We start from the raw sequence: 19,888 nt of genomic DNA, 5'->3' as shown, positions 1-19,888 counted from the left end.
TCATTCAAAACGTCTTTCCTCATTGTTTTTAAAATCAATAAACTTATTGTTAGTATCAAAGTAAATCACATAACCAAGAGTTAAAAATGACGTAATTATAAAGAGCAATACAATTAGTATCATCGCCGCAATGAATGACGAATTGTTATTTTCTATTGCGGTCATTAGTTCTCTTTTCTCTGCGGGATCTTTTGTAAGAAGGTAGCCACATGCTGATATTAGAATTCTCTTATTTGTAGCGGTTGTAAGTTCCCTGCATTGTTTCGCGTTGAAATATTCATTGCTTTCGGGGTCGTAAACATAGATTTCGGAGATAAGGGCGCGTTCACTGCCTGCATTAAACGAAGCATAATTATATTTGTATGTTCTTACCGAGTTGCAAACTATAAGAATGGATGCAAAAAAAAGTAAAACTAACGCTACATAGAGAACAATTTCAGCTTTGCCATGTTTGAATTTTCCTATTGGAGGAGCAAAGGAAAGAAATCTGAAGTTTTTTTCAGATAGAATTCCTTTGCTTATGGCTTTAGATACCAGCCTCGCGTCTTTCTTGTTGAGAACATTGATGCCGTGGTAAAGCCGAAGTAATTGCAAGTCTAGGAAGTCGCCATCCAGATTTTTTATAATTCTGTCAGTAAAGTCGACTTTAAGCGGTTTAGATATTAATCGGAGTAGATAGCCAATGCCTCCCGACACAACAAGATACAAAATAATAATCAACCAAAATATTTTATAAAGACCATCAATTCCACTGCCAATAAAATCAAACATTTTGGATTCCTTTTCAAATTATTCAGCTTTCAAAACGCCGTAACGACAACCTGTTGTGTAGTTTACTGCCCAATGGCATCACGTTGCCATCGAATGACCACACCGGCATCCTCTCCGTTATGAACACACTCGCAAATATTCAAGAACTTGCCCGCATGCTGCGCAATATGATCCGCACTGGCGTGATTGTCGAAACCGACCTGATTGCTGGCCGCTGCCGTGTGCAAACGGGGGGTATTTATACCGACTGGCTCCAGTGGCTGACTCACCGCGCTGGACGTTCTTGCACATGGTGGGCACCCTCGGTGGATGAGCAGGTATTAATTCTGGCGGTCGGTGGTGAGCTTGATACGGCTTTTGTGCTGCCGGGGATTTTTTCCGACGACCATCCTGCACCGTCTGCCTCGGCGGATGCCTATCACGTTACTTTTCCCGATGGTGCTGTGATTGAGTACGAACCGGAGAGCAGTGCGTTAACCGTCAGCGGCATTAAAACCGCCGATATCACCGCATCGCAAACTCTTATTGCCTCCGTGCCAGAGGTACGGGTTAGCGCATCAACCCGCATTACTCTCGACTCGCCCGAAGTAATTTGCACCAATACGCTGATTGCTGGCTCACTGGAGGTACAAAAAGGCTGCAAGATGAGCGGCAATATTGAACATAGCGGCGGTTCATTGTCGTCAAACGGCAAAGTGTTGCATACCCACCAACACCCAGGCGACAGCGGCGGCACAACAGGAGCGCCACTATGACTGCAGGTTACATCGGTATCAGTCGCACTACTGGTCGGGCGATTACCGATACGGAGCATATTCGTCAAAGTGTGAATGATATTTTGCTTACGCCCATTGGTTCGCGTGTGATGCGCCGTGATTATGGTTCGTTGCTGTCTTCAATGATTGACCAGCCACAAACTCCCGCCCTTGAACTGCAAATCAAGGTGGCTTGTTACATGGCGATCCTCAAATGGGAACCGCGCGTAAAGTTGACCTCGGTGACCACAGAACACCGGTTTAACGGTCAGATGGTGGTCAACTTGACTGGCCAACACGCTGAAACGGGCGAAAATCTTTTGTTAACCCTTCCTGTGAGTTGAAACCATGCCGATTATCGACCTGAACCAGCTCCCCGCGCCGGATGTGGTAGAGAAGCTTGATTTCGAAACCATCCTCACCGAGCGCAAAGCGACACTGATTTCTCTGTTCCCCGAAGAACAGCAGGAAGCCGTTGCACGCACGCTAGCACTGGAGTCAGAACCGCTGACCAAACTCCTTGAAGAAAATGCTTACCGTGAGGTTATCTGGCGTCAGCGAGTCAACGAAGCGGCCCGCGCCAATATGCTGGCCTATGCCGTTGGTCATGATCTTGACGTGATGGCGGCAAACAACAATACCGAGCGGCTTACTATCACCCCGGCAGATAACACCACAATTCCACCCACACCGGCAGTGATGGAGTCTGACACCGATTTGCGTCTGCGAGCACAGCAGGCATTCGAGGGGCTGAGTGTGGCGGGGCCGGTCGGGGCTTATGAGTATCATGGTCGCAGCGCTGACGGGCGTGTTGCGGATATTTCTGTCGTCAGTCCTACCCCTGCTTGTGTGACGATTACTGTGCTATCACGTGAGGGTGACGGCACCGCTAATTCTGATCTACTGGCTGCTGTAGAAAAATCGCTCAATGCTGATGACATGCGCCCGGTGGGCGACCGTGTAACAGTACAGAGCGCCAAGATTGTGCCATATCAGATTAATGCGACGTTATATTTTTACCCCGGCCCCGAGCAAGAACCCGTTATACAAGCGGCAGAACAGCAACTCAAAACCTATATCAGCTTGCAGCATCGGATCGGGAGGGATATTCGCCTGTCGGCCATCCATGCCGCACTTCACGTCGAAGGAGTGCAGCGTGTGGAACTGGCTTCGCCAGCCCATGACATGGTGCTCGATAAATACCAGGCATCTTATTGCACTGAATACACGATCACCGTAGGGGGGACGGATGAGTGATAATCGTTTGTTGCCCGTGGGCTCATCGGCGCTGGAAGTCGCCACCGTAATGGCTGCGGCTGAAATTACCCGAGTGCCAGTGCCACTACGTACATTGGGGGATCCGCAGCGATGTCCTGTCGCACTGTTATCTTATTTGGCGTGGGCGCTGTCGGTTGACCGGTGGGATTTTAACTGGCCGGAAGCGACTAAGCGCCATGTTATTGCATCCTCATTTTTTATCCATCAACACAAAGGCACTATCAGTGCATTGCGGCGGGCGGTGGAACCGCTTGGCTATCTGATTGAAGTTAAAGAGTGGTGGCAGCTTAACGAGGAACCCGGCACTTTTCGCCTCGTTATTGGAGTGCTCGACAGTGGTATTACTGACGAAATGTATCAGGTGCTCGAGCTTTTAATTAATGATGCCAAACCAGCAAGCCGCCACCTAATAGGCCTTAATATCAGTCTAAGTTCAAGCGGTAGCCTATTTGTCGGTGCAAGTTGTTATCACGGTGAAACGCTGACCATCTACCCCTATATAGCGGATGAAATCACCGTCGGGGGCGAGTTCTTCCCAGCTTCAGCTATACATTTAATTGACTCACTGAACGTGTAAACCAATGACTACGAAATATTTTGCAATTTTGACTAATCAGGGTGCGGCCCGGTTGGCCAATGCAGCAGCATTAGGGACAACGTTAAAAATTACCCATATGTCTGTCGGGGATGGTGGCGGAAAGGCTGTAACGCCAAATCCAGAACAAACAACGCTAATAAATGAAGTCAGGCGAGGCGTAGTTAATATGCTCTCAATTGACCCGCAAAATATAAATCAGATAATTGTCGAGCAGGTTATTCCCGAAAATGAGGGCGGCTGGTTTATTCGTGAAATCGGTCTGTTTGACAGTGAAGGATTGTTAATTGCCGTCGCAAACTGCCCTGAAACATACAAGCCATTGTTACAGGAGGGGAGTGGCCGAACTCAAACCATTCGAATGATTTTAATTGTTTCCAGCACCAGTGCGATGGAGTTAAAAGTTGATCCGTCAGTGGTGCTGGCAACTCGCCAATATGTTGATAATAAAATCATTGAAGTTAAACAGTACGCCGATACTTTACATCAAAAACATATTGATGCTGCTAATCCGCATAACCAATATGCATTCAAACACAGCCCAGCTTTGACGGGAAGACCAACAGCACCCACGCCAGAACAAGACAGCAATAATCAGCAAATAGCGACCACTGGATTTGTACGTACATGGATTAGCATTCTGAAAGGTAACGTTCCTGTTGAATTTGGCACCCTAAAGGCATTAGCGGACTCTCTTAGTACTAAGTTGGCAAAAGGCAGTAATGGCGCTGATATTCCCGATAAACCACGTTTTGTCGATAACCTTGGCTTGCGAGATACCGTCAATAAAGCGACAGGTGCACTGCAAAAAAGCCAGAACGGCGCTGATATCCCCAATAAACCATTGTTTACTCGTAATATTGGGGTTTACAACAAAGCTGAAAGTGATGCCCGTTATTTACGCGTGCCAGATAATTTACCTGTCGGTATTCCACTGCCGTGGCCGTTAGCTACACCGCCAACAGGTTGGATAATTTGTAATGGTCAGCCATTTGATAAAGCGCGATGCCCTCAATTGGCAAAGGCCTATCCAAACGGCGTATTGCCTGATTTGCGCGGCGTATTTATCCGTGGCTGGGACAATGGGCGAAACCTTGATGGTGGACGTACATTGCTCAGTTTTCAGGGAGATGCCATCAGGAACATTACTGGGTATTACGTTCAAAGGTTGGCCGGTAACTCATATTGGACTGACTGTGGGGGAGCGTTCTATCAGGAAGGTAAAGCTTTTGGACACAATGCTATTAATGATGGTGGTAATGGAGCAACAACCAAGAAATTTGACGCTTCCCGCGTCGTCCCAACAGCCAAAGAAAACCGTCCAGTTAATATGGCGTTTAACTACATTGTGAGGGCTGCATAATTATGGCTTTTGTCATGTCTGACAAAGAACAGATTGTTACTGTTTTTAATTATCATTATGAGACTAAAGAATTTGTTGGGGAAAGTGATTACTATATTGCTCCCTATACTGGGCTACCCGCATCCTGCACGGAGATAAAACCTTTGCTCGCCAGAAAGGGATATGCAGTTATTTTTAATGAAGAAACCCAGCGATGGGAATATGTCGAAGACCGTCGCGAAACCGAGGTTTACAACACGCAAACCGGTGAGCCACAAACCATCAATCAGCTTGGTTCGCTGCCAGAAAACACCACCCTACTGGCCCCCACCAGTCCATTTGACCGTTGGAATGGCACTAAATGGGTTAAAGACAGTGAGGCGGAAAAACAATATTACTTAGCCGAAGCAAGGCAAAGGAAAAGTATTTTGCTGGACGATGCCAATACTCAAATTGAAATTCTCAAAGACAGTATTGAGTTTGATATGTCCACCCCAACCGCCGAAACTGAGTTAGTAGCATGGCGTAAATATCGCGTTCAGCTTAATCAGCTAGATATATCAGCGGCACCGGGTATTGATTGGCCGAAAAAACCGGCGTAATTCAGGCGAGCGCTCGCCCGCTTACTCCTCTGACAAACTCACGTTTTATTGAGTTCTGTATTTTAGTACACAAAGGTTAAGATAACGATATGTTTATTTTAATAAGTTAATTATGACATAAGAGGAAATGAACCTGTAGCTTCGAAGAAGCTTTGGGGTATATAGTTATTTATTTTATTCTCATAACAATACTCGATTAGCTGTTTTTTACTGGTGACATTAATTTTCCCGTAAATATTCTGAATTATGTTACAGATTGTCCTCGGTGATAAATGTATTTTTTTTGATATCTCCTTGCTGGTAAATGATTGCATGATATAAAAAATAACTTCCCACTCTCGTTTTGAAAACAATTCAGATGGAGGTGTGAATACAAGTGAAGTTGGGATTTTTATTTTATACAAATTCTTTAGTAATAGATTATCGACCGGTCTTCCATGGAAAATCGTTCCTTGTGAAATGCCGTCTTTATCTATTAAAGGATACTTATCAAAAAACCAAGCTTGAAAATAGGTTTGCCCGTCAAAAGCATGTATTTCAATCGATGTTATACGGTCTTGCAATAGCTCGACTTTGCGATCATGCTGTTGAAAATCTGTTTGAAATTCAGCGGTAGGTGCTGGGAGTTCTCCATCAAATCGTCCTTCAACGCAAAATTTGTTTGGTAATGCCAATAAGGCTTTGTATTTATCATTTGCATAAATAAACTTTGATTGATTATCTTTTGCCCCCCAAGGCTCAGAACTGAGTTTCCAAAAATGTATTAATAACTTGAGTGAGTCGTATAGGGATTTATTCATTCAATTCACCTTTTAGTGTCGTAATTATATTTTAATTATTAATTAAATAGGTAATAATTCATCTTACTTCCATATTTAAGTCGTGATTGTTTAATTATTAAATAGCGGCTACCATCAGCTGTCTAGGTCATTTTTTACTCTACTAACAAAAAGGATTTTTAGCATGATAATTTTTTCAAATTTTGGTGGTAATAAAATAAAAGAAGACCACGTAGTGGGTATATCAATTATAGAAATGTTTAAGAAAAAGGGTTTACAGGCCTATGGTACAATAATTGATCAAGGAAAGTATGTCGGCTGCCATAGTCATACTGAGGGTGAAGAATGGTATATCATCCTTTCGGGAGAGGGCTCTATTTGGACAGCAGATGTTATAGAGGGTATTTTAAAAAATCACCGAGAGGATAAATTTAGCAAAGGTTCTGTATTTTGCATTTATCCCAATACTGCACATCAACTCACCGCGAAAACAACGGTAGAGTTCGTATTTTTATGCCCAGAATCGCATATTACCGATGACAGATATATGTTTGAAAATATTTTTAGGTAATAGGGGCGGAGGTCCACGCATAAAAACCCTTTCCGGATAAGTGCGGCTTCGACTTTGCATGTCTGATGATTTTGTCACTGCCTGCTGTTGTGCCAGACCTTAGCCAACCCGGATAAATAGCACCTTTTAAAGACTAACCGGACAATAACACTCATCTCTTAACCACGGAGTTAAACGGATGAGTGACTATCACCACGGCGTACAGGTCATCGAAATCAACGACGGTACCCGTGTCATTTCTACTGTCTCAACCGCGATTGTTGGTATGGTCTGCACGGCCAGCGATGCAGATGCAGCAACATTTCCCCTCAATGAGCCGGTGTTAATTACCAATGTACAGAGCGCCATCGCCAAAGCCGGTAAAAAAGGCACATTGGCCGCAGCATTACAGGCTATTGCCGATCAGTCGAAACCCGTCATTGTTGTTGTGCGTGTGGAGGAGGGTTCCGGCGATGATGAAGAAGCCAAACTCGCGCAGACAGTTTCCAACATCATTGGCACCACTGATGAAAACGGTAAATATACTGGCCTGAAAGCCCTGCTTACCGCCGAGGCAGTCACCGGTGTTAAGCCCCGCATTCTTGGGGTGCCGGGGCTGGACACCAAAGAGGTCGCCGTAGCACTTGCATCCACTTGCCAGAAGTTACGCGCATTTGGTTATGTCAGCGCGTGGGACTGTAAGACTGTTTCCGAAGCGAAAGCCTATCGCGAGAATTTCAGCCAGCGTGAGCTGATGGTGATCTGGCCGGATTTTCTGGCATGGAACACTGCGACTAACACGACAGCTATTGCCTACGCCACCGCTCGCGCACTCGGTCTGCGTGCCAAGATCGACCAAGAACAGGGCTGGCACAAAACGCTGTCTAACGTCGGCGTCAATGGCGTCACCGGTATCAGCGCCTCGGTATTCTGGGATTTACAAGAACCGGGTACTGATGCCGACCTGCTCAATGAATCCGGTATCACCACGCTAATCCGCAAAGATGGTTTCCGTTTTTGGGGTAACCGTACCTGCTCGGATGACCCGCTATTCCTGTTTGAGAACTATACCCGCACCGCACAGGTTATCGCCGATACCCTAGCCGAGGGGCATAGGTGGGCGGTGGATAAACCTGTCACCACCACACTAATTCGCGACATCGTGGATGGCATCAATGCCAAGTTTCGCGAGCTGAAAACTAACGGCTATATCGTCGATGCAAGCTGCTGGTTTGATGAAGATGCCAATAACGCCGAAACCCTGAAAGCCGGAAAACTGTATATCGATTATGACTATACGCCGGTACCGCCACTAGAAAACCTGACCTTACGCCAGCGTATCACCGATAAGTATCTGGCAAATCTGGTCTCCTCGGTTAACAGCAAGTAAGGAGCCTGAACAATGGCAATGCCACGCAAACTGAAAATGATGAATGTGTTCCTGAATGGCTACAATTATCAGGGCGTCGCCAAGTCAATTACATTACCCAAACTGACCCGTAAGCTCGAAAACTATCGCGGTGCGGGCATGAATGGCTGTGCTCCGGTCGATCTCGGTTTGGATGATGATGCTCTGTCAATGGAATGGTCGCTTGGTGGTTTCCCTGATGCGGTTATCTGGGAGTTGTATGCTGCCACTGGTATAAATGCGGTACCGATTCGTTTTTCTGGCTCTTACCAGCGCGATGATAGCGGCGAAACGGTGGCCGTCGAAGTCGTGATGCGGGGCCGCCAGAAAGAGATCGACACCGGCGAAGGCAAAGAGGGAGAGGATACTGAAGCGAAAATCTCGGTGGTCTGCACTTACTTCAAGCTGACGCTGGATGGTAAAGAATTGGTCGAAATAGACACCCTTAATCTGATTGAGAAGGTGAATGGCGTCGACCGCCTCGAGCAACATCGCCGCAATATCGGCCTGTAATCTTTACCCGGTCAGTCAGGCTGGTCGGTTTCCCCTGAAACTAAGTGAAACGAGAAAATTATGACGAAAGAAAACGAGAATATCGTCACTTTGGAAAGCCCAGTTAAACGTGGCGGGCAGGAAGTCGCGAGTATCACCCTGATCAAACCCAATGCCGGGACCCTGCGCGGTGTCAGTCTGGCGGCAGTAGCGAACTCTGAGGTTGACGCGCTGATTAAGGTGTTGCCGCGTATGACTTATCCGTCACTGACTGAACAGGAAGTCGCCGCATTAGAACTGCCCGACCTTGTGGCACTGGCTGGTAAGGTGGTGGGTTTTTTATCGCCGAATTCGGTGCAGTAGATTTCCCGAAGAAACTGTCGGTCGATGATTTGATGGCAGATATTGCCGTGATATTCCACTGGCCACCATCAGAGTTATATCCCCTGAGTCTGACCGAACTCATCACATGGCGCGAAAAAGCGCTCCAGCGAAGTGGAAATACCCATGAGTAACAACGTTAAGTTACAGGTATTACTCAAGGCTGTTGACCAAGCAACGCGCCCGTTTAAATCCATTCAGACAGCGAGTAAATCGCTGTCTGGGGATATTCGGGAAACGCAAAAATCATTACGCGAACTGAGCGGTCAGGCATCCCGTATTGAGGGATTCCGTAAGACCAGCGCGCAGCTTGCCGTCACCGGTCAGGAGCTGAAAAGAGCAAAAGAAGCAGCTCGCGCGTTAGCTATTCAGTTTAGAAACACCGAACAGCCGACCCGCGCACAGGCTCAGGCGATGGAGGCAGCCCGCAAAAATGCCGCCGCTCTTCAGTTCAAACATAATAGCTTACGACAGGCAGTACAGCGCCAGCGTCAGGAACTCAGTCAGGCGGGTATTAATACACGCACATTGGCGGCAGATGAGCGACGTCTGAAAAACGCCATCAGCGAAACCACGGCACAGCTCAATCGTCAGCGTGAAGCGTTGGCGCAGGTCAGTGCGCAACAGGCAAAACTCAACGCGGTAAAGCAGCGCTATCAGGCAGGTAAAGAGCTGGCGGGTAATGCAGCATCAATCGGGGCTGCTGGTGTAGGGATTGCAACTTCTGGCACGTTAGCCGGTGCTGCGCTGCTGAAATCCGGTTATGACTTTGCACAGAAGAACTCCGAGTTACAGGCGGTGCTCGGCGTGACAAAAGACTCTGCAGAAATGGCGGCATTACGCAAGCAGGCGCGCCAACTTGGCGATAATACCGCAGCCTCTGCCGACGATGCTGCGGGTGCGCAGATTATTATCGCTAAAGCGGGCGGTGATGTGGACGCCATTCAGGCTGCGACACCGGTCACGCTAAATATGGCTCTGGCGAATCGACGCACGATGGAGGAAAACGCCGGATTGCTGATGGGGATGAAATCAGCCTTTCAGCTTGCAAACAATAAGGTCGCGCATATAGGTGATGTGATCTCAATGGCCATGAATAAGACCGCCGCTAATTTTGATGGTCTCAGTGATGCATTAACCTACGCCGCCCCGGTGGCGAAAAATGCCGGTGTCAGTATTGAGGAAACCGCCGCTATGGTCGGCGCACTGCATGATGCAAAAATCACCGGTTCAATGGCGGGTACGGGAAGTCGTGCAGTATTGAGTCGCTTACAGGCTCCGACCGGTAAGGCGTGGGATGCAATAAAAGAGCTGGGAGTAAAAACTGCCGACCCCAAAGGCAACACGCGGCCAATTTTTACCATCCTGAAAGAGATGCAGGCCAGCTTTGAGCAAAATAAACTGGGTACTGCCCAACGCGCCGAATACATGAAAACCATTTTTGGCGAGGAAGCCAGTTCGGCCGCTGCAGTTTTAATGACCGCTGCGGTAACCGGTAAACTCGACCAGCTTACCGCTGCTTTTAAAGCTTCTGACGGCAAAACCGAGGAACTGGTCAACATTATGCAGGACAACCTCGGCGGCGACTTTAAAGCATTTCAGTCGGCATATCAGGCCGTGGGGACTGACCTGTATGACCAACAGGAGTCTTCACTGCGCAAACTGGTACACACGGCCACCCGATATGTGTTGAAACTGGATCTCTGGATCCAGAAAAACAAAGGATTGGCTCAGACATTAGGCACTATTGCTGCGGTGACCCTTGGCATTGTCGGCATAATTGGAGCCATTGGCCTCGTGGCGTGGCCGGTTATCACTGGTGTGAATGCCATTATTGCTGCGGCTGGCGCGCTAGGCACCGTGTTCACCTCGGTATGCGGCGCGATTATGACTGCCATTGGTGCGATCAGTTGGCCGGTGGTGGCTGTTGTAGCAGCCATTGCCGCCGGCGCGTTACTTATCCGTAAATACTGGCAACCTATCAGCGCATTTTTTGGTGGTGTAGTTGCTGGACTCAAGGCAGCATTTGCACCGATCGGTGGAATGTTCGCGCCGCTTAAGCCGATGTTTGATTCCCTCGGCGAAGGCCTGCAAAAGGTCTGGCAATGGTTTAAAGACCTCATTGCACCAGTGAAATCCAGTAAAGAAACACTCGACAGTTGCCGCAATGCAGGCGTGATATTTGGTCAGGCGCTGGCTGATGCGCTGATGCTGCCGCTCAATGCCTTTAACAAATTGCGCAGTGGTATTGATTGGGTGCTGGAAAAGCTAGGTATTATCAATAAGGAATCCAGCACACTTGACCAAACTGCGGCTAAAGCCAGTGCCGTGACCCAGAGCGGCTCCTACATTCCAGCGACCAGTACTTATGGTGGCTATCAGGCCTATCAGCCAGTTACCGCACCTGCGGGCCGCTCTTTCGTTGACCAGAGCAAAAACGATTACCACATCACGCTCTCTGGTGACGTCTCAACGAGTGACAATCTTAACCGCCAGCTTCGCGATGCTCTCGAACAATATGAACGGGAAAAGCGCGCCCGTATGCGTGCCAGCATGACATTCGATGGATAAGGAGATAACACACCATGATGCTCGCACTCGGTATGTTTGTTTTTATGCGGCAGACACTGCCCTACCAGAATTTTCAGCGTAATGCGGAGTATCGCTGGCCGTCTAATAGTCGGGTTGGTCAGCGTGATGCTTTTCAGTTTCTTGGGGTTGGCGAAGAGAAAATCACACTTGGGGGTGTGCTTTATCCCGAACTCACGGGCGGTAAAATGACTATGACCACACTTAGACTGATGGCGGAAGAAGGCCGCGCGTGGCCATTGCTGGATGGCACCGGCATGATTTACGGTATGTATGTCATTAACTCGGTGAATGAAACCGGTAGCGTGTTTTTTGCCGATGGTACTCCGCGCAAAATCGATTTTACGCTAACTCTCACCCGCGTGGATGAATCGCTTGCAGCGCTATATGGCGATATAGGTAAACAGAGCGAAACGTTCATCGGCAATAACGGCAATATGATCGCAAAACTGGCTGGCGCAGTGGGGGCGAGTTAATGTTAGATGTGCTGACAAAAGATGCGGGTAGTATCTTGATGCCGGATTTTATGTTAACGCTTGATAGTCATGATATTACCGGAAATATCAGCAACCGCTTGATAAATCTAACGCTGACTGATAATCGCGGCTTTGAAGCCGACCAGCTTGATATTGAGCTTGATGACGCCGACGGACGGGTTGAGTTGCCGCTACGCGGTGCTGTTTTGACGTTGTTTCTCGGCTGGAAAGGATTTGCGCTGATCGGTAAAGGCAGCTTTACCGTTGATGAAGTGGAACATCGCGGCGCACCGGATACCGTGACCATCCGTGCCAGAAGTGCAGATTTTCGTGGAACGCTAAATTCCAGACGCGAGGGATCATGGCATGACACCACGCTCGGCGCTATCGTTGAAGCCATCGCCACGCGGAACAAACTCATTGCCAGCGTAGCTCCGGCATTAGCCTCAATTAAAATTCCGCACATCGACCAGTCGCAGGAGTCCGACGCTAAATTCCTCACTCGCCTTGCAGAACGGAACGGAGGCGAAGTCTCCGTCAAAGCGGGGAAGCTGTTGTTTCTCATAGCTGGTCGCGGCGTAACGGCCAGTGGTCACCCCATTCCACCAGTCACTCTCACTCGCAGCGACGGCGATCGGCACCAATTTGCCATCGCTGATCGGGGCGCTTACACCGGCGTTACAGCTAAGTGGTTACACACCAAAGACCCGAAGCCGCAAAAGCAAAAAGTGAAGCTCCAGCGCAAACCCAAGGAACAGCATTTAAGGGCGTTACAACACCCCAAAGCGAAACCGGAAGCGAAGAAAAAAACCACTAAAGAGCAGGAAACTCGCGAGGGTGAATATATGGTGGGCGAAGCGGATAACACGTTTACCCTGACGACAACTTATGCCAGCAAAGCGCAAGCCATACGCGCTGCTCAGGCAAAATGGGATAAATTACAACGTGGTGTGGCGGAATTTTCTATTACTTTGGCCGTTGGCAGGCCAGAGCTATACCCGGAAACCCCTGTCAAAGTGAAAGGATTTAAGTCAGTGATCGATAACCAGCCGTGGATAATTACTAAAGTTATTCATTCGCTCAATAATAGCGGTTATACGACAAACCTCGAACTTGAAGTTCTATTATCAGATATAAGCTATGAAGCTATTGATGGATAACTTGTTGAATACAAACAGATGATTTATTCATTTGAATAATTTAAAATAGCCAATAAGCGCAAATGAACGTTGAGGTGTTTATTATGATGCGATGCCCTATTTGCCGTTGCACAGCACATACTCGATCCAGTCGTGAAATATCTGCCGAAACTAAAGAGAGATATAATCAGTGTACCAATATTAATTGCGGACACACCTTTATTACAATGGAGACATTTATTCGCTCTATTATGACGCCGGGTATTATTAATAAAGTTCCGCCACATTCAACGGCCCAAAGACAATCTACGCTCAATTTCTAATTATATTATTTGGCTAAAAAATAACCTGCGAACTGGCGGGTTTTTTAGCGTCAAAATATCGCCATTGCCACAGATTTCTGTCGCCATTTTGTCGCCACTACTTTTGGGAGTTTTAATTGAGGGTTTTGTAATTTATTGATATTTATGGGTTTGTTGGTGGGTCGTGCAGGGTTCGAACCTGCGACCAATTGATTAAGAGTCAACTGCTCTACCAACTGAGCTAACGACCCAACAGCGATAATTATTCTCCTGTTGGACTTGGCTGTCAAACACTTCATCAGATTTTTCTCTTTATACCGAGTGATATTCCTCTCTGTGGATTAATTATGCTTCTGGCGCTTGCGATTATTGTTAGTTATGTAACTTCATGTTGTAATTCCATGCGCTGTGATGAACTTAACAAAATTCAGTGTATGAAATATAAACACTGGAAAATGAGGCGCATTGTGTAATTATTGTTGCGGAATTATTAAATAATTCAAAAATTGTACTTAAAGCATTCAAAAAATCTAATAGACAGACAGGGTAAGACCAAAGAGCCAACATAGAGCTCAATAACTTCACAAATACAGGAAGAGGGAATGGGAAAGATGGTAGACCAATCCAAGATAGTGGCAAAACCGTTGCCGGAACCTGAAGAGCACCTTCAACGAAGTCTCTCAAACCGCCATATCCAGCTGATTGCCATTGGTGGTGCCATAGGTACTGGCTTGTTTATGGGATCGGGTAAAACCATCAGCCTTGCCGGGCCGTCAATCATTTTTGTTTATATGATAATCGGCTTTATGTTGTTCTTCGTGATGCGAGCAATGGGTGAATTGCTGCTGTCGAATCTGAAATATAAATCATTCAGTGATTTTGCCGCTGACCTACTCGGCCCATGGGCGGGGTTTTTCACTGACTGGACGTATTGGTTTTGTTGGGTGATAACCGGCATCGCGGATGTTGTCGCCATCACGGCTTATGCGCAATTCTGGTTCCCTGATTTCTCACAATGGGTCGCTTCATTATTAGTGGTTTTACTGCTGTTGTCGCTGAATCTGGCAACAGTAAAAATGTTTGGTGAGATGGAATTCTGGTTCGCTATGATCAAAATCGTGGCCATCGTGGCCTTGATTTTTGCTGGCCTGACCATGGTATTAATGAGCTATCAGTCCCCTTCTGGCACCACTGCATCATTTACCCATTTATGGAATGATGGCGGCATGTTCCCGAAAGGAATCAGTGGCTTCTTTGCCGGTTTCCAGATTGCCGTCTTTGCTTTTGTGGGTATTGAATTGGTTGGGACCACTGCCGCTGAAACCAAAGATCCAGAGGTGGTATTACCGCGCGCGATTAACTCCATTCCTATCCGCATCATCATGTTCTATGTTTTCTCATTGATTATGATTATGTCGGTGACGCCATGGAGTTCAGTGGTTGCCGATAAAAGCCCGTTTGTTGAGTTATTCGTTTTGGTCGGCCTACCCGCAGCTGCCAGTGTTATCAACTTTGTGGTGTTAACCTCTGCGGCATCGTCCGCCAATAGCGGCGTGTTCTCCACCAGCCGTATGCTATTCGGTTTAGCAAAAGAAGGTGATGCGCCCAAACAATTTGGTAAGTTATCGCGCCGTTCTGTTCCCGCCTCTGGCCTGACATTTTCTTGTATTTGCTTGTTAGGTGGCGTGGTGCTGATTTACCTTATTCCGAACGTCATGACCGTCTTTACTCTGGTCACCACGGTATCGGCAATTCTGTTTATGTTCGTCTGGACTATCATCCTGTGCTCTTACTTGGTGTATCGTAAAAGGCGTCCGGCGCTACATAAAAAGTCCATTTACAAAATGCCAGCTGGTATTTTCATGTCTTGGGTGTGCATGGCCTTCTTCGCCTTTGTATTGGTATTGTTGACGTTGGAAAGTGATACCCGTCAGGCACTGATTGTGACGCCACTGTGGTTTGTTATTCTGACCATCGGCTATATCATCTTGAAAAAGCGCAAAACTCACCTGTTCGACAGCAATAATAGTCACTAATCCTCAGTTATCTGGCACCCGCTCCCCTGGGTGCCAGCTCCCCCATTTAACTGGCTGAGAATAAGCCTTTTTCATTACATAACCGCTTAAGATGCGATTATCGCTTCGCGCAACCGACTAGGCGTTAAACCAAAATGTTGTTGAAAACGCGAAGTAAAACGAGATGCCGAAATATAACCGTGTCGCGCGGCAATTTCACCAATGGGCAGCGACGTAGTTTGTAACGCATGCAATGCACACCCCATTCGCACCTCTTCTAAAATGACGCGAAACTGGCGTTCCTCCTGCATCAACTTGCGCCGTAAAGTGGAATCCCCCATATGCAGGGTTTGTGCAACATCACTCACACTCCAGTCACGGGCAGGATCGAGCAGAATAATCTGTTGTACCTGCTCAGCCAGCTTATCTCGCCGATCGATTAATAACGATCCCGCCTGCCCGGCCAAGTGGAGGGCCAATAAAACCCCCATAGCAGCGTGCTGTGACAATGCATCCGGCGCATGGTTTTTCAGGTTGAGCAATAAACTATCCCAAGCCCGGCGGGTATTGGCATCCAAAGGAACACATAAAGAAGCCGTTGTAACCGGTGCGACGGCCAACGCACCGTACCATTGCCGGAACTGGCGCAACACACTTTGCGGCAGATAAACCATATCAGAGCAGTAATGACCACGATCCGGCATATTGGCAATACTGACTTCAGTACCAGCAGGGAACAAAATCAGGGTCGATTGCCCGGCACTGGCAGCCTGCGAACCCCATTGCACCAATTTACTGCCCTGCCGGACATGACAGAGCGCGGGAGAAAAGACAGTCACTCGATGCAGCGTATGTGCGCGACGGGCAACAATCTCAGCGCTCGATACAGCCATTTGACTGTGATTTATCTGCTGCATACTTTCCGCTCTTGGTTTCAAAGTTAACGACCATAGGTGGCAACCCATTCCGCTTTCGCAATAACATTACTGTTCAGCATAAAGCCGACCAGTGCGCCGCTGGCGTTGCTATCCAGCGGTAATTTATCTGTTTTCAATGCCCAGACAGTGAACTGGTAGCGGTGTGGCTTATCCCCAGCAGGAGGGCAGGCCCCGCCAAAGCCAGAATAACCAAAATCATTACGCCCCTGAATAGCCCCTGTTGGTAAGGTACCTTTAGTAGTGCTGGCGCTATCAGTGCGCTGCCCAGCATTGGTTGCCAACTGATGGGTACCTGCGGGAATGTTCACCACCGTCCAATGCCACCAACCACTGCCGGTTGGCGCATCAGGGTCATAGGCTGTTACGGCAAAGCTTTTCGTTCCGGCGGGAGCGCCCTGCCATGAAAGTTGTGGCGATTGGTTACCACCCTCACAGCCAAATCCGTTAAAAACCTGTTGGATTTGCAAGGTTTTCCCTTCAGGCATGTCGTTACTTATCACGCTGAAATTGCCCGCCTGCGCAGATAATGAAACCGCGATAATCGCCAGAGACAGTGTTGCTTTTTTCATGTCATTCTCCTGTAAGGTGAGTTTGTAGCTTACGCAAACAGGAGGGCTGATATTGTGCCATAACGCTCTTATATTATGCTCAAAAGCTCAATATAGAGCGTTATCATACTCGTCTCACTACTCAAGATGTAGTTTGCCACCTTGCCAAGAAAGTTGAGTCACTGCTGAGGTGGCAGCACCACCGCTTGTTTCCCCCCCAACTAAAATTACTTTATCTTTATCTTGAATGGATACACCGTAACCCAGTGGTTGGGGCAAATTCCCCACCACCCGCCATTGATTATCCACCCGCGCATAAATGGGTTGTTGCCACTGTTTTTTCAGCCCTTTATGGGCGTATAACTGACCTGTATTGAATTGTTTCCATGAACCGGGGAAATTGGCCCCACCGCCCACCAGAACCACATCATGGCTCACACCAGCAAAAGCCCCTGCCAGCCCTTCTTGGACTGTGCCTTTTTCAGCGCTAATCAAATCAGGCTGCCGTTGCCATTTGAGTTCTGTCCCCTGCTTTTTGCCCTGCCACACTGTCGCTGTACGCAAACCAGGTTTAATTTCACCATTTATTAATATCAAATCACCATTGATGGCTGTGATAGCTGATCCTGCCGTCCCCAGAAATGGTGTCTGCCCGCCACTTTTCCACTGATTTTTGACAGGGTCATACATCAGTACATCGCGATTATAGAAATAGTCCGCTGGAGCCTGTTCAAAATACGCATTTATAACTGCATTTTTCTGGGTTTCATCACTGCCCGCAGAGGACAAATCCGTGAAGTAACCATCGAAAATAGCCTTATTGACGCCCCCCAGCAGTAGCGCCTGAGATCCATTCAGGGTGGTGGCAGCTGTTCCAACCAAGCCTCGCGGTGCTCGCGTCGCCAGTGGCTGCCATTGATTAGTTTGCGGATCATATCGATAAACATCATTCAGTGCGCTTATCTGTGTATCACTAGCGGCATTTTTGCCTACCCCACCAAAAACATATAGTTTACCGTCTAATGCCACAGTGACGGCCTGTTCACGGGGTTGACCTGGAAAATCGGCTATTTTCTGCCAACCGTCACTGACTTTATCTGTATCAAGGCGATACCAGGATTGGCCAGCACTACCGAGACCAATATATAAATTGTTATTAATTCGAGTACCCGTTCCATATTTAAAAGGAACAGGTACATCGGGATAGCGCTCAGCATTAGCGTAAGATAAGGGGAGCGTGACCAGGAGAATAAGCGCACCCAATAGGATGACTTTTATGCTCAATTTTTTCTTATATTGATGATATATCTGAGTCATCAAGATGTTCCTCATTAATTAATCGTTATATTGGGCTGAATGGTGATGATAATAAAACTCCGAAAGTAATTTTACATTGGAGTTTTACTGTCATTAAAGATATTAATCGGATGTTACACTGTCAATGTAGATAGTCAGTAATTGTGATAACTCCCCCGGTGCAGGATGAGTACTTGAGTTGAATTAACGGGCTATTCTCGACTAAACCGGCAAAATTAAAGCCATTTCCTCATGGCAGAGAGATGGCGGGTTATTGTCTGGTTACTGTCGTGGTGGTATTGCGCACTTACGTTTAGGTTTGTAGCTATACTTTCAAACCTAGGGGAGTTAAAAATGAATCTTTACCGTATTCGTGAATTACGCCAGGCACGGGCCTGGTCACAAGAGCAATTAGCAGAACTTTGCAGCCTCAGTGTCCGCACTATTCAGCGAATCGAAAATGGCGAACAAGCCAGCCTCGAAACCTTAAGTGCCATTGCGGCGGTGATGGAATTGAAAGTCAGCGAACTCTATTCACTTGATGCTAATCAACCTCAAGATGGGCCTGGTGAAGCGGTTGACCAGCGAGTATTAGATGCACGTAAAGCCGTTGAAAATGAAATGTCTTTTTTGCGCCAATTATTGCGAGCCATTATTCTGTGCGCCATATTATTTGCCATTAACTGGTTTACTTTCCCCAGCTATATGTGGGCTTGGTGGGTGGTTTTGGGGTTAAGCATCCCATTAGTATTGAAAGCCATAAACCTCTTCTTATTAGGTAATTGGGTTGAACGCTGGCAGCAAAAGCGGTTACAAAAAAAATTGCGCAATTTGTAATCAAGCTGGGGAAATTAGTGTCTTCAGATAGGAGATTTCTTATTACAGTGACTTTCTGTGTGCCCAACATTGCAGCTTGAGCGTATTGGCGTATGGTTAATAAGTATCATAAGCAGCGACTATGATGACATCATCAGCAATATTCAATAAATATGATTGGAGTGAAGCGAGATGGCGAAAATTCTAGTGCTTTATTATTCCATGTATGGGCATATCGAAACACTTGCTGGCGCAATTGCCGAGGGTGCCCAAAAAGTCAGCGGCGTTGAAGTGACCATTAAGCGCGTGCCGGAAACTATGCCAGCCGATGTCATCGCCAAAGCGGGAGGGAACACCGCCCCAAAGGCCCCCGTAGCAACCCCGCAAGAGTTAGCAGATTACGATGGCATCATTTTCGGTACGCCAACTCGCTTTGGTAATATGGCGGGGCAAATGCGTACATTCCTTGATCAAACTGGGGGGTTGTGGGCGTCCGGTGCATTATACGGCAAAGTCGCCAGTGTATTTGCCTCTACCGGAACGGGTGGCGGGCAAGAACACACCATCACTTCAACCTGGACCACCTTAGCCCATCACGGCTTTATTATTGTCCCTATCGGCTATGGTGCCAAAGAGCTATTCGATGTTTCGCAGACCCGCGGCGGCACGCCTTATGGCGCAACCACTATTGCTGGTGGTGATGGTTCCCGCCAACCTAGCGCGGAGGAACTCGCTATCGCACGTTTCCAGGGCGAACATGTAGCGAAAATTACCGCTAAATTAGCGCGCTAAAAAGCCATGAAAGCACCGCTAAGG

The 19,888-nt window shown here is 47.5% G+C and carries 23 protein-coding genes and 1 tRNA gene; 18 read left to right on the top strand and 6 right to left on the bottom strand.

Annotated features, from left to right (window positions below; all coding sequences use genetic code 11):
• On the bottom strand, positions 1–771 hold the full coding sequence (locus DX162_RS14695; RefSeq protein WP_004392902.1) for a hypothetical protein: 771 nt from the start codon (positions 769–771) through the stop codon (positions 1–3).
• Positions 772–890: 119 nt separating this feature from the next.
• Between DX162_RS14695 and DX162_RS14690 the strand changes: the two genes are divergently transcribed.
• The 6 genes from DX162_RS14690 to DX162_RS14665 are packed head-to-tail and all read left to right on the top strand — an operon-like array spanning position 891 to position 5,343.
• The gene (locus DX162_RS14690) at positions 891–1,526 is read left to right on the top strand and encodes a phage baseplate assembly protein V (protein ID WP_004392903.1); all 636 of its coding nucleotides are present in this window, start codon (positions 891–893) and stop codon (positions 1,524–1,526) included.
• Positions 1,523–1,870: a GPW/gp25 family protein gene (locus DX162_RS14685; protein WP_032821035.1), complete on the top strand. Its 348-nt coding sequence runs from the start codon at positions 1,523–1,525 to the stop codon at positions 1,868–1,870. The genes DX162_RS14690 and DX162_RS14685 overlap by 4 nt, the downstream gene beginning before the upstream one ends.
• 4 nt (positions 1,871–1,874) lie before the next feature.
• The gene (locus DX162_RS14680) at positions 1,875–2,783 is read left to right on the top strand and encodes a baseplate assembly protein (protein ID WP_004392905.1); all 909 of its coding nucleotides are present in this window, start codon (positions 1,875–1,877) and stop codon (positions 2,781–2,783) included.
• Complete coding sequence (locus DX162_RS14675) at positions 2,776–3,381, top strand: phage tail protein I (protein WP_032821037.1); 606 nt, start codon at positions 2,776–2,778, stop codon at positions 3,379–3,381. The genes DX162_RS14680 and DX162_RS14675 overlap by 8 nt, the downstream gene beginning before the upstream one ends.
• Before the next feature lie 4 nt (positions 3,382–3,385).
• Positions 3,386–4,762, top strand: a complete 1,377-nt coding sequence (locus DX162_RS14670; RefSeq protein ID WP_098080818.1) for a phage tail protein — start codon at positions 3,386–3,388, stop codon at positions 4,760–4,762.
• Positions 4,763–4,776: 14 nt separating this feature from the next.
• Positions 4,777–5,343, top strand: coding sequence for a tail fiber assembly protein (locus DX162_RS14665; protein ID WP_227744175.1), 567 nt, complete (start codon positions 4,777–4,779; stop codon positions 5,341–5,343).
• 110 nt (positions 5,344–5,453) lie between these two features.
• Here the strand turns inward: DX162_RS14665 and DX162_RS14660 are convergent, their stop codons facing one another.
• Positions 5,454–6,143 carry a helix-turn-helix transcriptional regulator gene (locus DX162_RS14660; RefSeq protein ID WP_004392671.1) on the bottom strand — a complete coding sequence of 230 codons (690 nt, stop codon included), beginning with the start codon at positions 6,141–6,143 and terminating at the stop codon, positions 5,454–5,456.
• A 163-nt stretch (positions 6,144–6,306) separates the two neighbouring features.
• Here DX162_RS14660 and DX162_RS14655 point away from each other — a divergent pair, with 163 nt between their 5' ends.
• The 9 genes from DX162_RS14655 to DX162_RS14615 all read left to right on the top strand — a co-directional run bounded on the left by DX162_RS14655 (position 6,307) and on the right by DX162_RS14615 (position 13,480).
• Positions 6,307–6,693 carry a cupin domain-containing protein gene (locus DX162_RS14655; protein ID WP_005169975.1) on the top strand — a complete coding sequence of 129 codons (387 nt, stop codon included), beginning with the start codon at positions 6,307–6,309 and terminating at the stop codon, positions 6,691–6,693.
• 178 nt (positions 6,694–6,871) lie between these two features.
• Positions 6,872–8,062 carry a phage tail sheath protein gene (locus tag DX162_RS14650; RefSeq protein ID WP_004392672.1) on the top strand — a complete coding sequence of 397 codons (1,191 nt, stop codon included), beginning with the start codon at positions 6,872–6,874 and terminating at the stop codon, positions 8,060–8,062.
• 12 nt (positions 8,063–8,074) lie between these two features.
• On the top strand, positions 8,075–8,593 hold the full coding sequence (locus tag DX162_RS14645; protein ID WP_004392673.1) for a phage major tail tube protein: 519 nt from the start codon (positions 8,075–8,077) through the stop codon (positions 8,591–8,593).
• A gap of 60 nt (positions 8,594–8,653) precedes the next feature.
• Positions 8,654–8,935: a phage tail assembly protein gene (locus DX162_RS14640; RefSeq protein ID WP_004392675.1), complete on the top strand. Its 282-nt coding sequence runs from the start codon at positions 8,654–8,656 to the stop codon at positions 8,933–8,935.
• Positions 8,936–8,967: 32 nt separating this feature from the next.
• Complete coding sequence (locus DX162_RS14635; protein WP_071777697.1) at positions 8,968–9,087, top strand: GpE family phage tail protein; 120 nt, start codon at positions 8,968–8,970, stop codon at positions 9,085–9,087.
• Positions 9,080–11,524 (top strand): phage tail tape measure protein, encoded by a 2,445-nt coding sequence (locus tag DX162_RS14630; RefSeq protein WP_004392676.1) that lies wholly within the window; start codon positions 9,080–9,082, stop codon positions 11,522–11,524. The genes DX162_RS14635 and DX162_RS14630 overlap by 8 nt, the downstream gene beginning before the upstream one ends.
• A 14-nt stretch (positions 11,525–11,538) precedes the next feature.
• Positions 11,539–12,018: a phage tail protein gene (locus DX162_RS14625; RefSeq protein WP_032820923.1), complete on the top strand. Its 480-nt coding sequence runs from the start codon at positions 11,539–11,541 to the stop codon at positions 12,016–12,018.
• Positions 12,018–13,178, top strand: coding sequence for a phage late control D family protein (locus DX162_RS14620; RefSeq protein ID WP_004392677.1), 1,161 nt, complete (start codon positions 12,018–12,020; stop codon positions 13,176–13,178). The genes DX162_RS14625 and DX162_RS14620 overlap by 1 nt, the downstream gene beginning before the upstream one ends.
• A gap of 83 nt (positions 13,179–13,261) precedes the next feature.
• Positions 13,262–13,480, top strand: a complete 219-nt coding sequence (locus DX162_RS14615; protein ID WP_023517654.1) for an ogr/Delta-like zinc finger family protein — start codon at positions 13,262–13,264, stop codon at positions 13,478–13,480.
• 154 nt (positions 13,481–13,634) lie between these two features.
• Here DX162_RS14615 and DX162_RS14610 read toward each other — a convergent pair.
• A tRNA-Lys gene (locus tag DX162_RS14610) sits at positions 13,635–13,710 on the bottom strand.
• Between the two features lie 360 nt (positions 13,711–14,070).
• Between DX162_RS14610 and cycA the strand changes: the two genes are divergently transcribed.
• Positions 14,071–15,495, top strand: a complete 1,425-nt coding sequence (gene cycA / locus DX162_RS14605) for a D-serine/D-alanine/glycine transporter (protein WP_174890838.1) — start codon at positions 14,071–14,073, stop codon at positions 15,493–15,495.
• 86 nt (positions 15,496–15,581) lie between these two features.
• Here cycA and DX162_RS14600 read toward each other — a convergent pair whose 3' ends face one another.
• From DX162_RS14600 to DX162_RS14590, 3 genes are all read right to left on the bottom strand, one after another.
• Positions 15,582–16,391 carry a helix-turn-helix transcriptional regulator gene (locus DX162_RS14600; protein WP_004392680.1) on the bottom strand — a complete coding sequence of 270 codons (810 nt, stop codon included), beginning with the start codon at positions 16,389–16,391 and terminating at the stop codon, positions 15,582–15,584.
• Between the two features lie 23 nt (positions 16,392–16,414).
• Positions 16,415–16,981 carry a kinase inhibitor gene (locus tag DX162_RS14595; RefSeq protein ID WP_004392681.1) on the bottom strand — a complete coding sequence of 189 codons (567 nt, stop codon included), beginning with the start codon at positions 16,979–16,981 and terminating at the stop codon, positions 16,415–16,417.
• 117 nt (positions 16,982–17,098) lie between these two features.
• Positions 17,099–18,277, bottom strand: coding sequence for an N-acetylneuraminate epimerase (locus DX162_RS14590; protein ID WP_004392682.1), 1,179 nt, complete (start codon positions 18,275–18,277; stop codon positions 17,099–17,101).
• 333 nt (positions 18,278–18,610) lie between these two features.
• On the opposite strand from DX162_RS14590, the gene DX162_RS14585 reads away from it, so the two are divergent.
• Together DX162_RS14585 and wrbA are read left to right on the top strand one after the other, a co-directional pair.
• The gene (locus tag DX162_RS14585; RefSeq protein ID WP_049556537.1) at positions 18,611–19,093 is read left to right on the top strand and encodes a helix-turn-helix domain-containing protein; all 483 of its coding nucleotides are present in this window, start codon (positions 18,611–18,613) and stop codon (positions 19,091–19,093) included.
• A 171-nt stretch (positions 19,094–19,264) separates the two neighbouring features.
• Positions 19,265–19,864 carry an NAD(P)H:quinone oxidoreductase gene (wrbA, locus tag DX162_RS14580; RefSeq protein ID WP_032820926.1) on the top strand — a complete coding sequence of 200 codons (600 nt, stop codon included), beginning with the start codon at positions 19,265–19,267 and terminating at the stop codon, positions 19,862–19,864.
• Positions 19,865–19,888 lie beyond the last annotated feature (24 nt).

The sequence above is a fragment of the Yersinia kristensenii genome, assembly GCF_900460525.1.
GTDB classification, from domain to species: domain Bacteria; phylum Pseudomonadota; class Gammaproteobacteria; order Enterobacterales; family Enterobacteriaceae; genus Yersinia; species Yersinia kristensenii.
The sequence above is the reverse complement of the archived record's forward strand: the minus strand, read 5'-3'. Positions and strand labels throughout refer to the sequence as shown.

Coding starts and splice junctions, on each gene's coding strand:
- DX162_RS14695 (WP_004392902.1), bottom strand. CDS start 771: ATGTTTGATTTTATTGGCAGTGGAATTGATGGTCTTTATAAAATATTT.
- DX162_RS14690 (WP_004392903.1), top strand. CDS start 891: ATGAACACACTCGCAAATATTCAAGAACTTGCCCGCATGCTGCGCAAT.
- DX162_RS14685 (WP_032821035.1), top strand. CDS start 1,523: ATGACTGCAGGTTACATCGGTATCAGTCGCACTACTGGTCGGGCGATT.
- DX162_RS14680 (WP_004392905.1), top strand. CDS start 1,875: ATGCCGATTATCGACCTGAACCAGCTCCCCGCGCCGGATGTGGTAGAG.
- DX162_RS14675 (WP_032821037.1), top strand. CDS start 2,776: ATGAGTGATAATCGTTTGTTGCCCGTGGGCTCATCGGCGCTGGAAGTC.
- DX162_RS14670 (WP_098080818.1), top strand. CDS start 3,386: ATGACTACGAAATATTTTGCAATTTTGACTAATCAGGGTGCGGCCCGG.
- DX162_RS14665 (WP_227744175.1), top strand. CDS start 4,777: ATGTCTGACAAAGAACAGATTGTTACTGTTTTTAATTATCATTATGAG.
- DX162_RS14660 (WP_004392671.1), bottom strand. CDS start 6,143: ATGAATAAATCCCTATACGACTCACTCAAGTTATTAATACATTTTTGG.
- DX162_RS14655 (WP_005169975.1), top strand. CDS start 6,307: ATGATAATTTTTTCAAATTTTGGTGGTAATAAAATAAAAGAAGACCAC.
- DX162_RS14650 (WP_004392672.1), top strand. CDS start 6,872: ATGAGTGACTATCACCACGGCGTACAGGTCATCGAAATCAACGACGGT.
- DX162_RS14645 (WP_004392673.1), top strand. CDS start 8,075: ATGGCAATGCCACGCAAACTGAAAATGATGAATGTGTTCCTGAATGGC.
- DX162_RS14640 (WP_004392675.1), top strand. CDS start 8,654: ATGACGAAAGAAAACGAGAATATCGTCACTTTGGAAAGCCCAGTTAAA.
- DX162_RS14635 (WP_071777697.1), top strand. CDS start 8,968: ATGGCAGATATTGCCGTGATATTCCACTGGCCACCATCAGAGTTATAT.
- DX162_RS14630 (WP_004392676.1), top strand. CDS start 9,080: ATGAGTAACAACGTTAAGTTACAGGTATTACTCAAGGCTGTTGACCAA.
- DX162_RS14625 (WP_032820923.1), top strand. CDS start 11,539: ATGATGCTCGCACTCGGTATGTTTGTTTTTATGCGGCAGACACTGCCC.
- DX162_RS14620 (WP_004392677.1), top strand. CDS start 12,018: ATGTTAGATGTGCTGACAAAAGATGCGGGTAGTATCTTGATGCCGGAT.
- DX162_RS14615 (WP_023517654.1), top strand. CDS start 13,262: ATGATGCGATGCCCTATTTGCCGTTGCACAGCACATACTCGATCCAGT.
- cycA (WP_174890838.1), top strand. CDS start 14,071: ATGGTAGACCAATCCAAGATAGTGGCAAAACCGTTGCCGGAACCTGAA.
- DX162_RS14600 (WP_004392680.1), bottom strand. CDS start 16,391: ATGCAGCAGATAAATCACAGTCAAATGGCTGTATCGAGCGCTGAGATT.
- DX162_RS14595 (WP_004392681.1), bottom strand. CDS start 16,981: ATGAAAAAAGCAACACTGTCTCTGGCGATTATCGCGGTTTCATTATCT.
- DX162_RS14590 (WP_004392682.1), bottom strand. CDS start 18,277: ATGACTCAGATATATCATCAATATAAGAAAAAATTGAGCATAAAAGTC.
- DX162_RS14585 (WP_049556537.1), top strand. CDS start 18,611: ATGAATCTTTACCGTATTCGTGAATTACGCCAGGCACGGGCCTGGTCA.
- wrbA (WP_032820926.1), top strand. CDS start 19,265: ATGGCGAAAATTCTAGTGCTTTATTATTCCATGTATGGGCATATCGAA.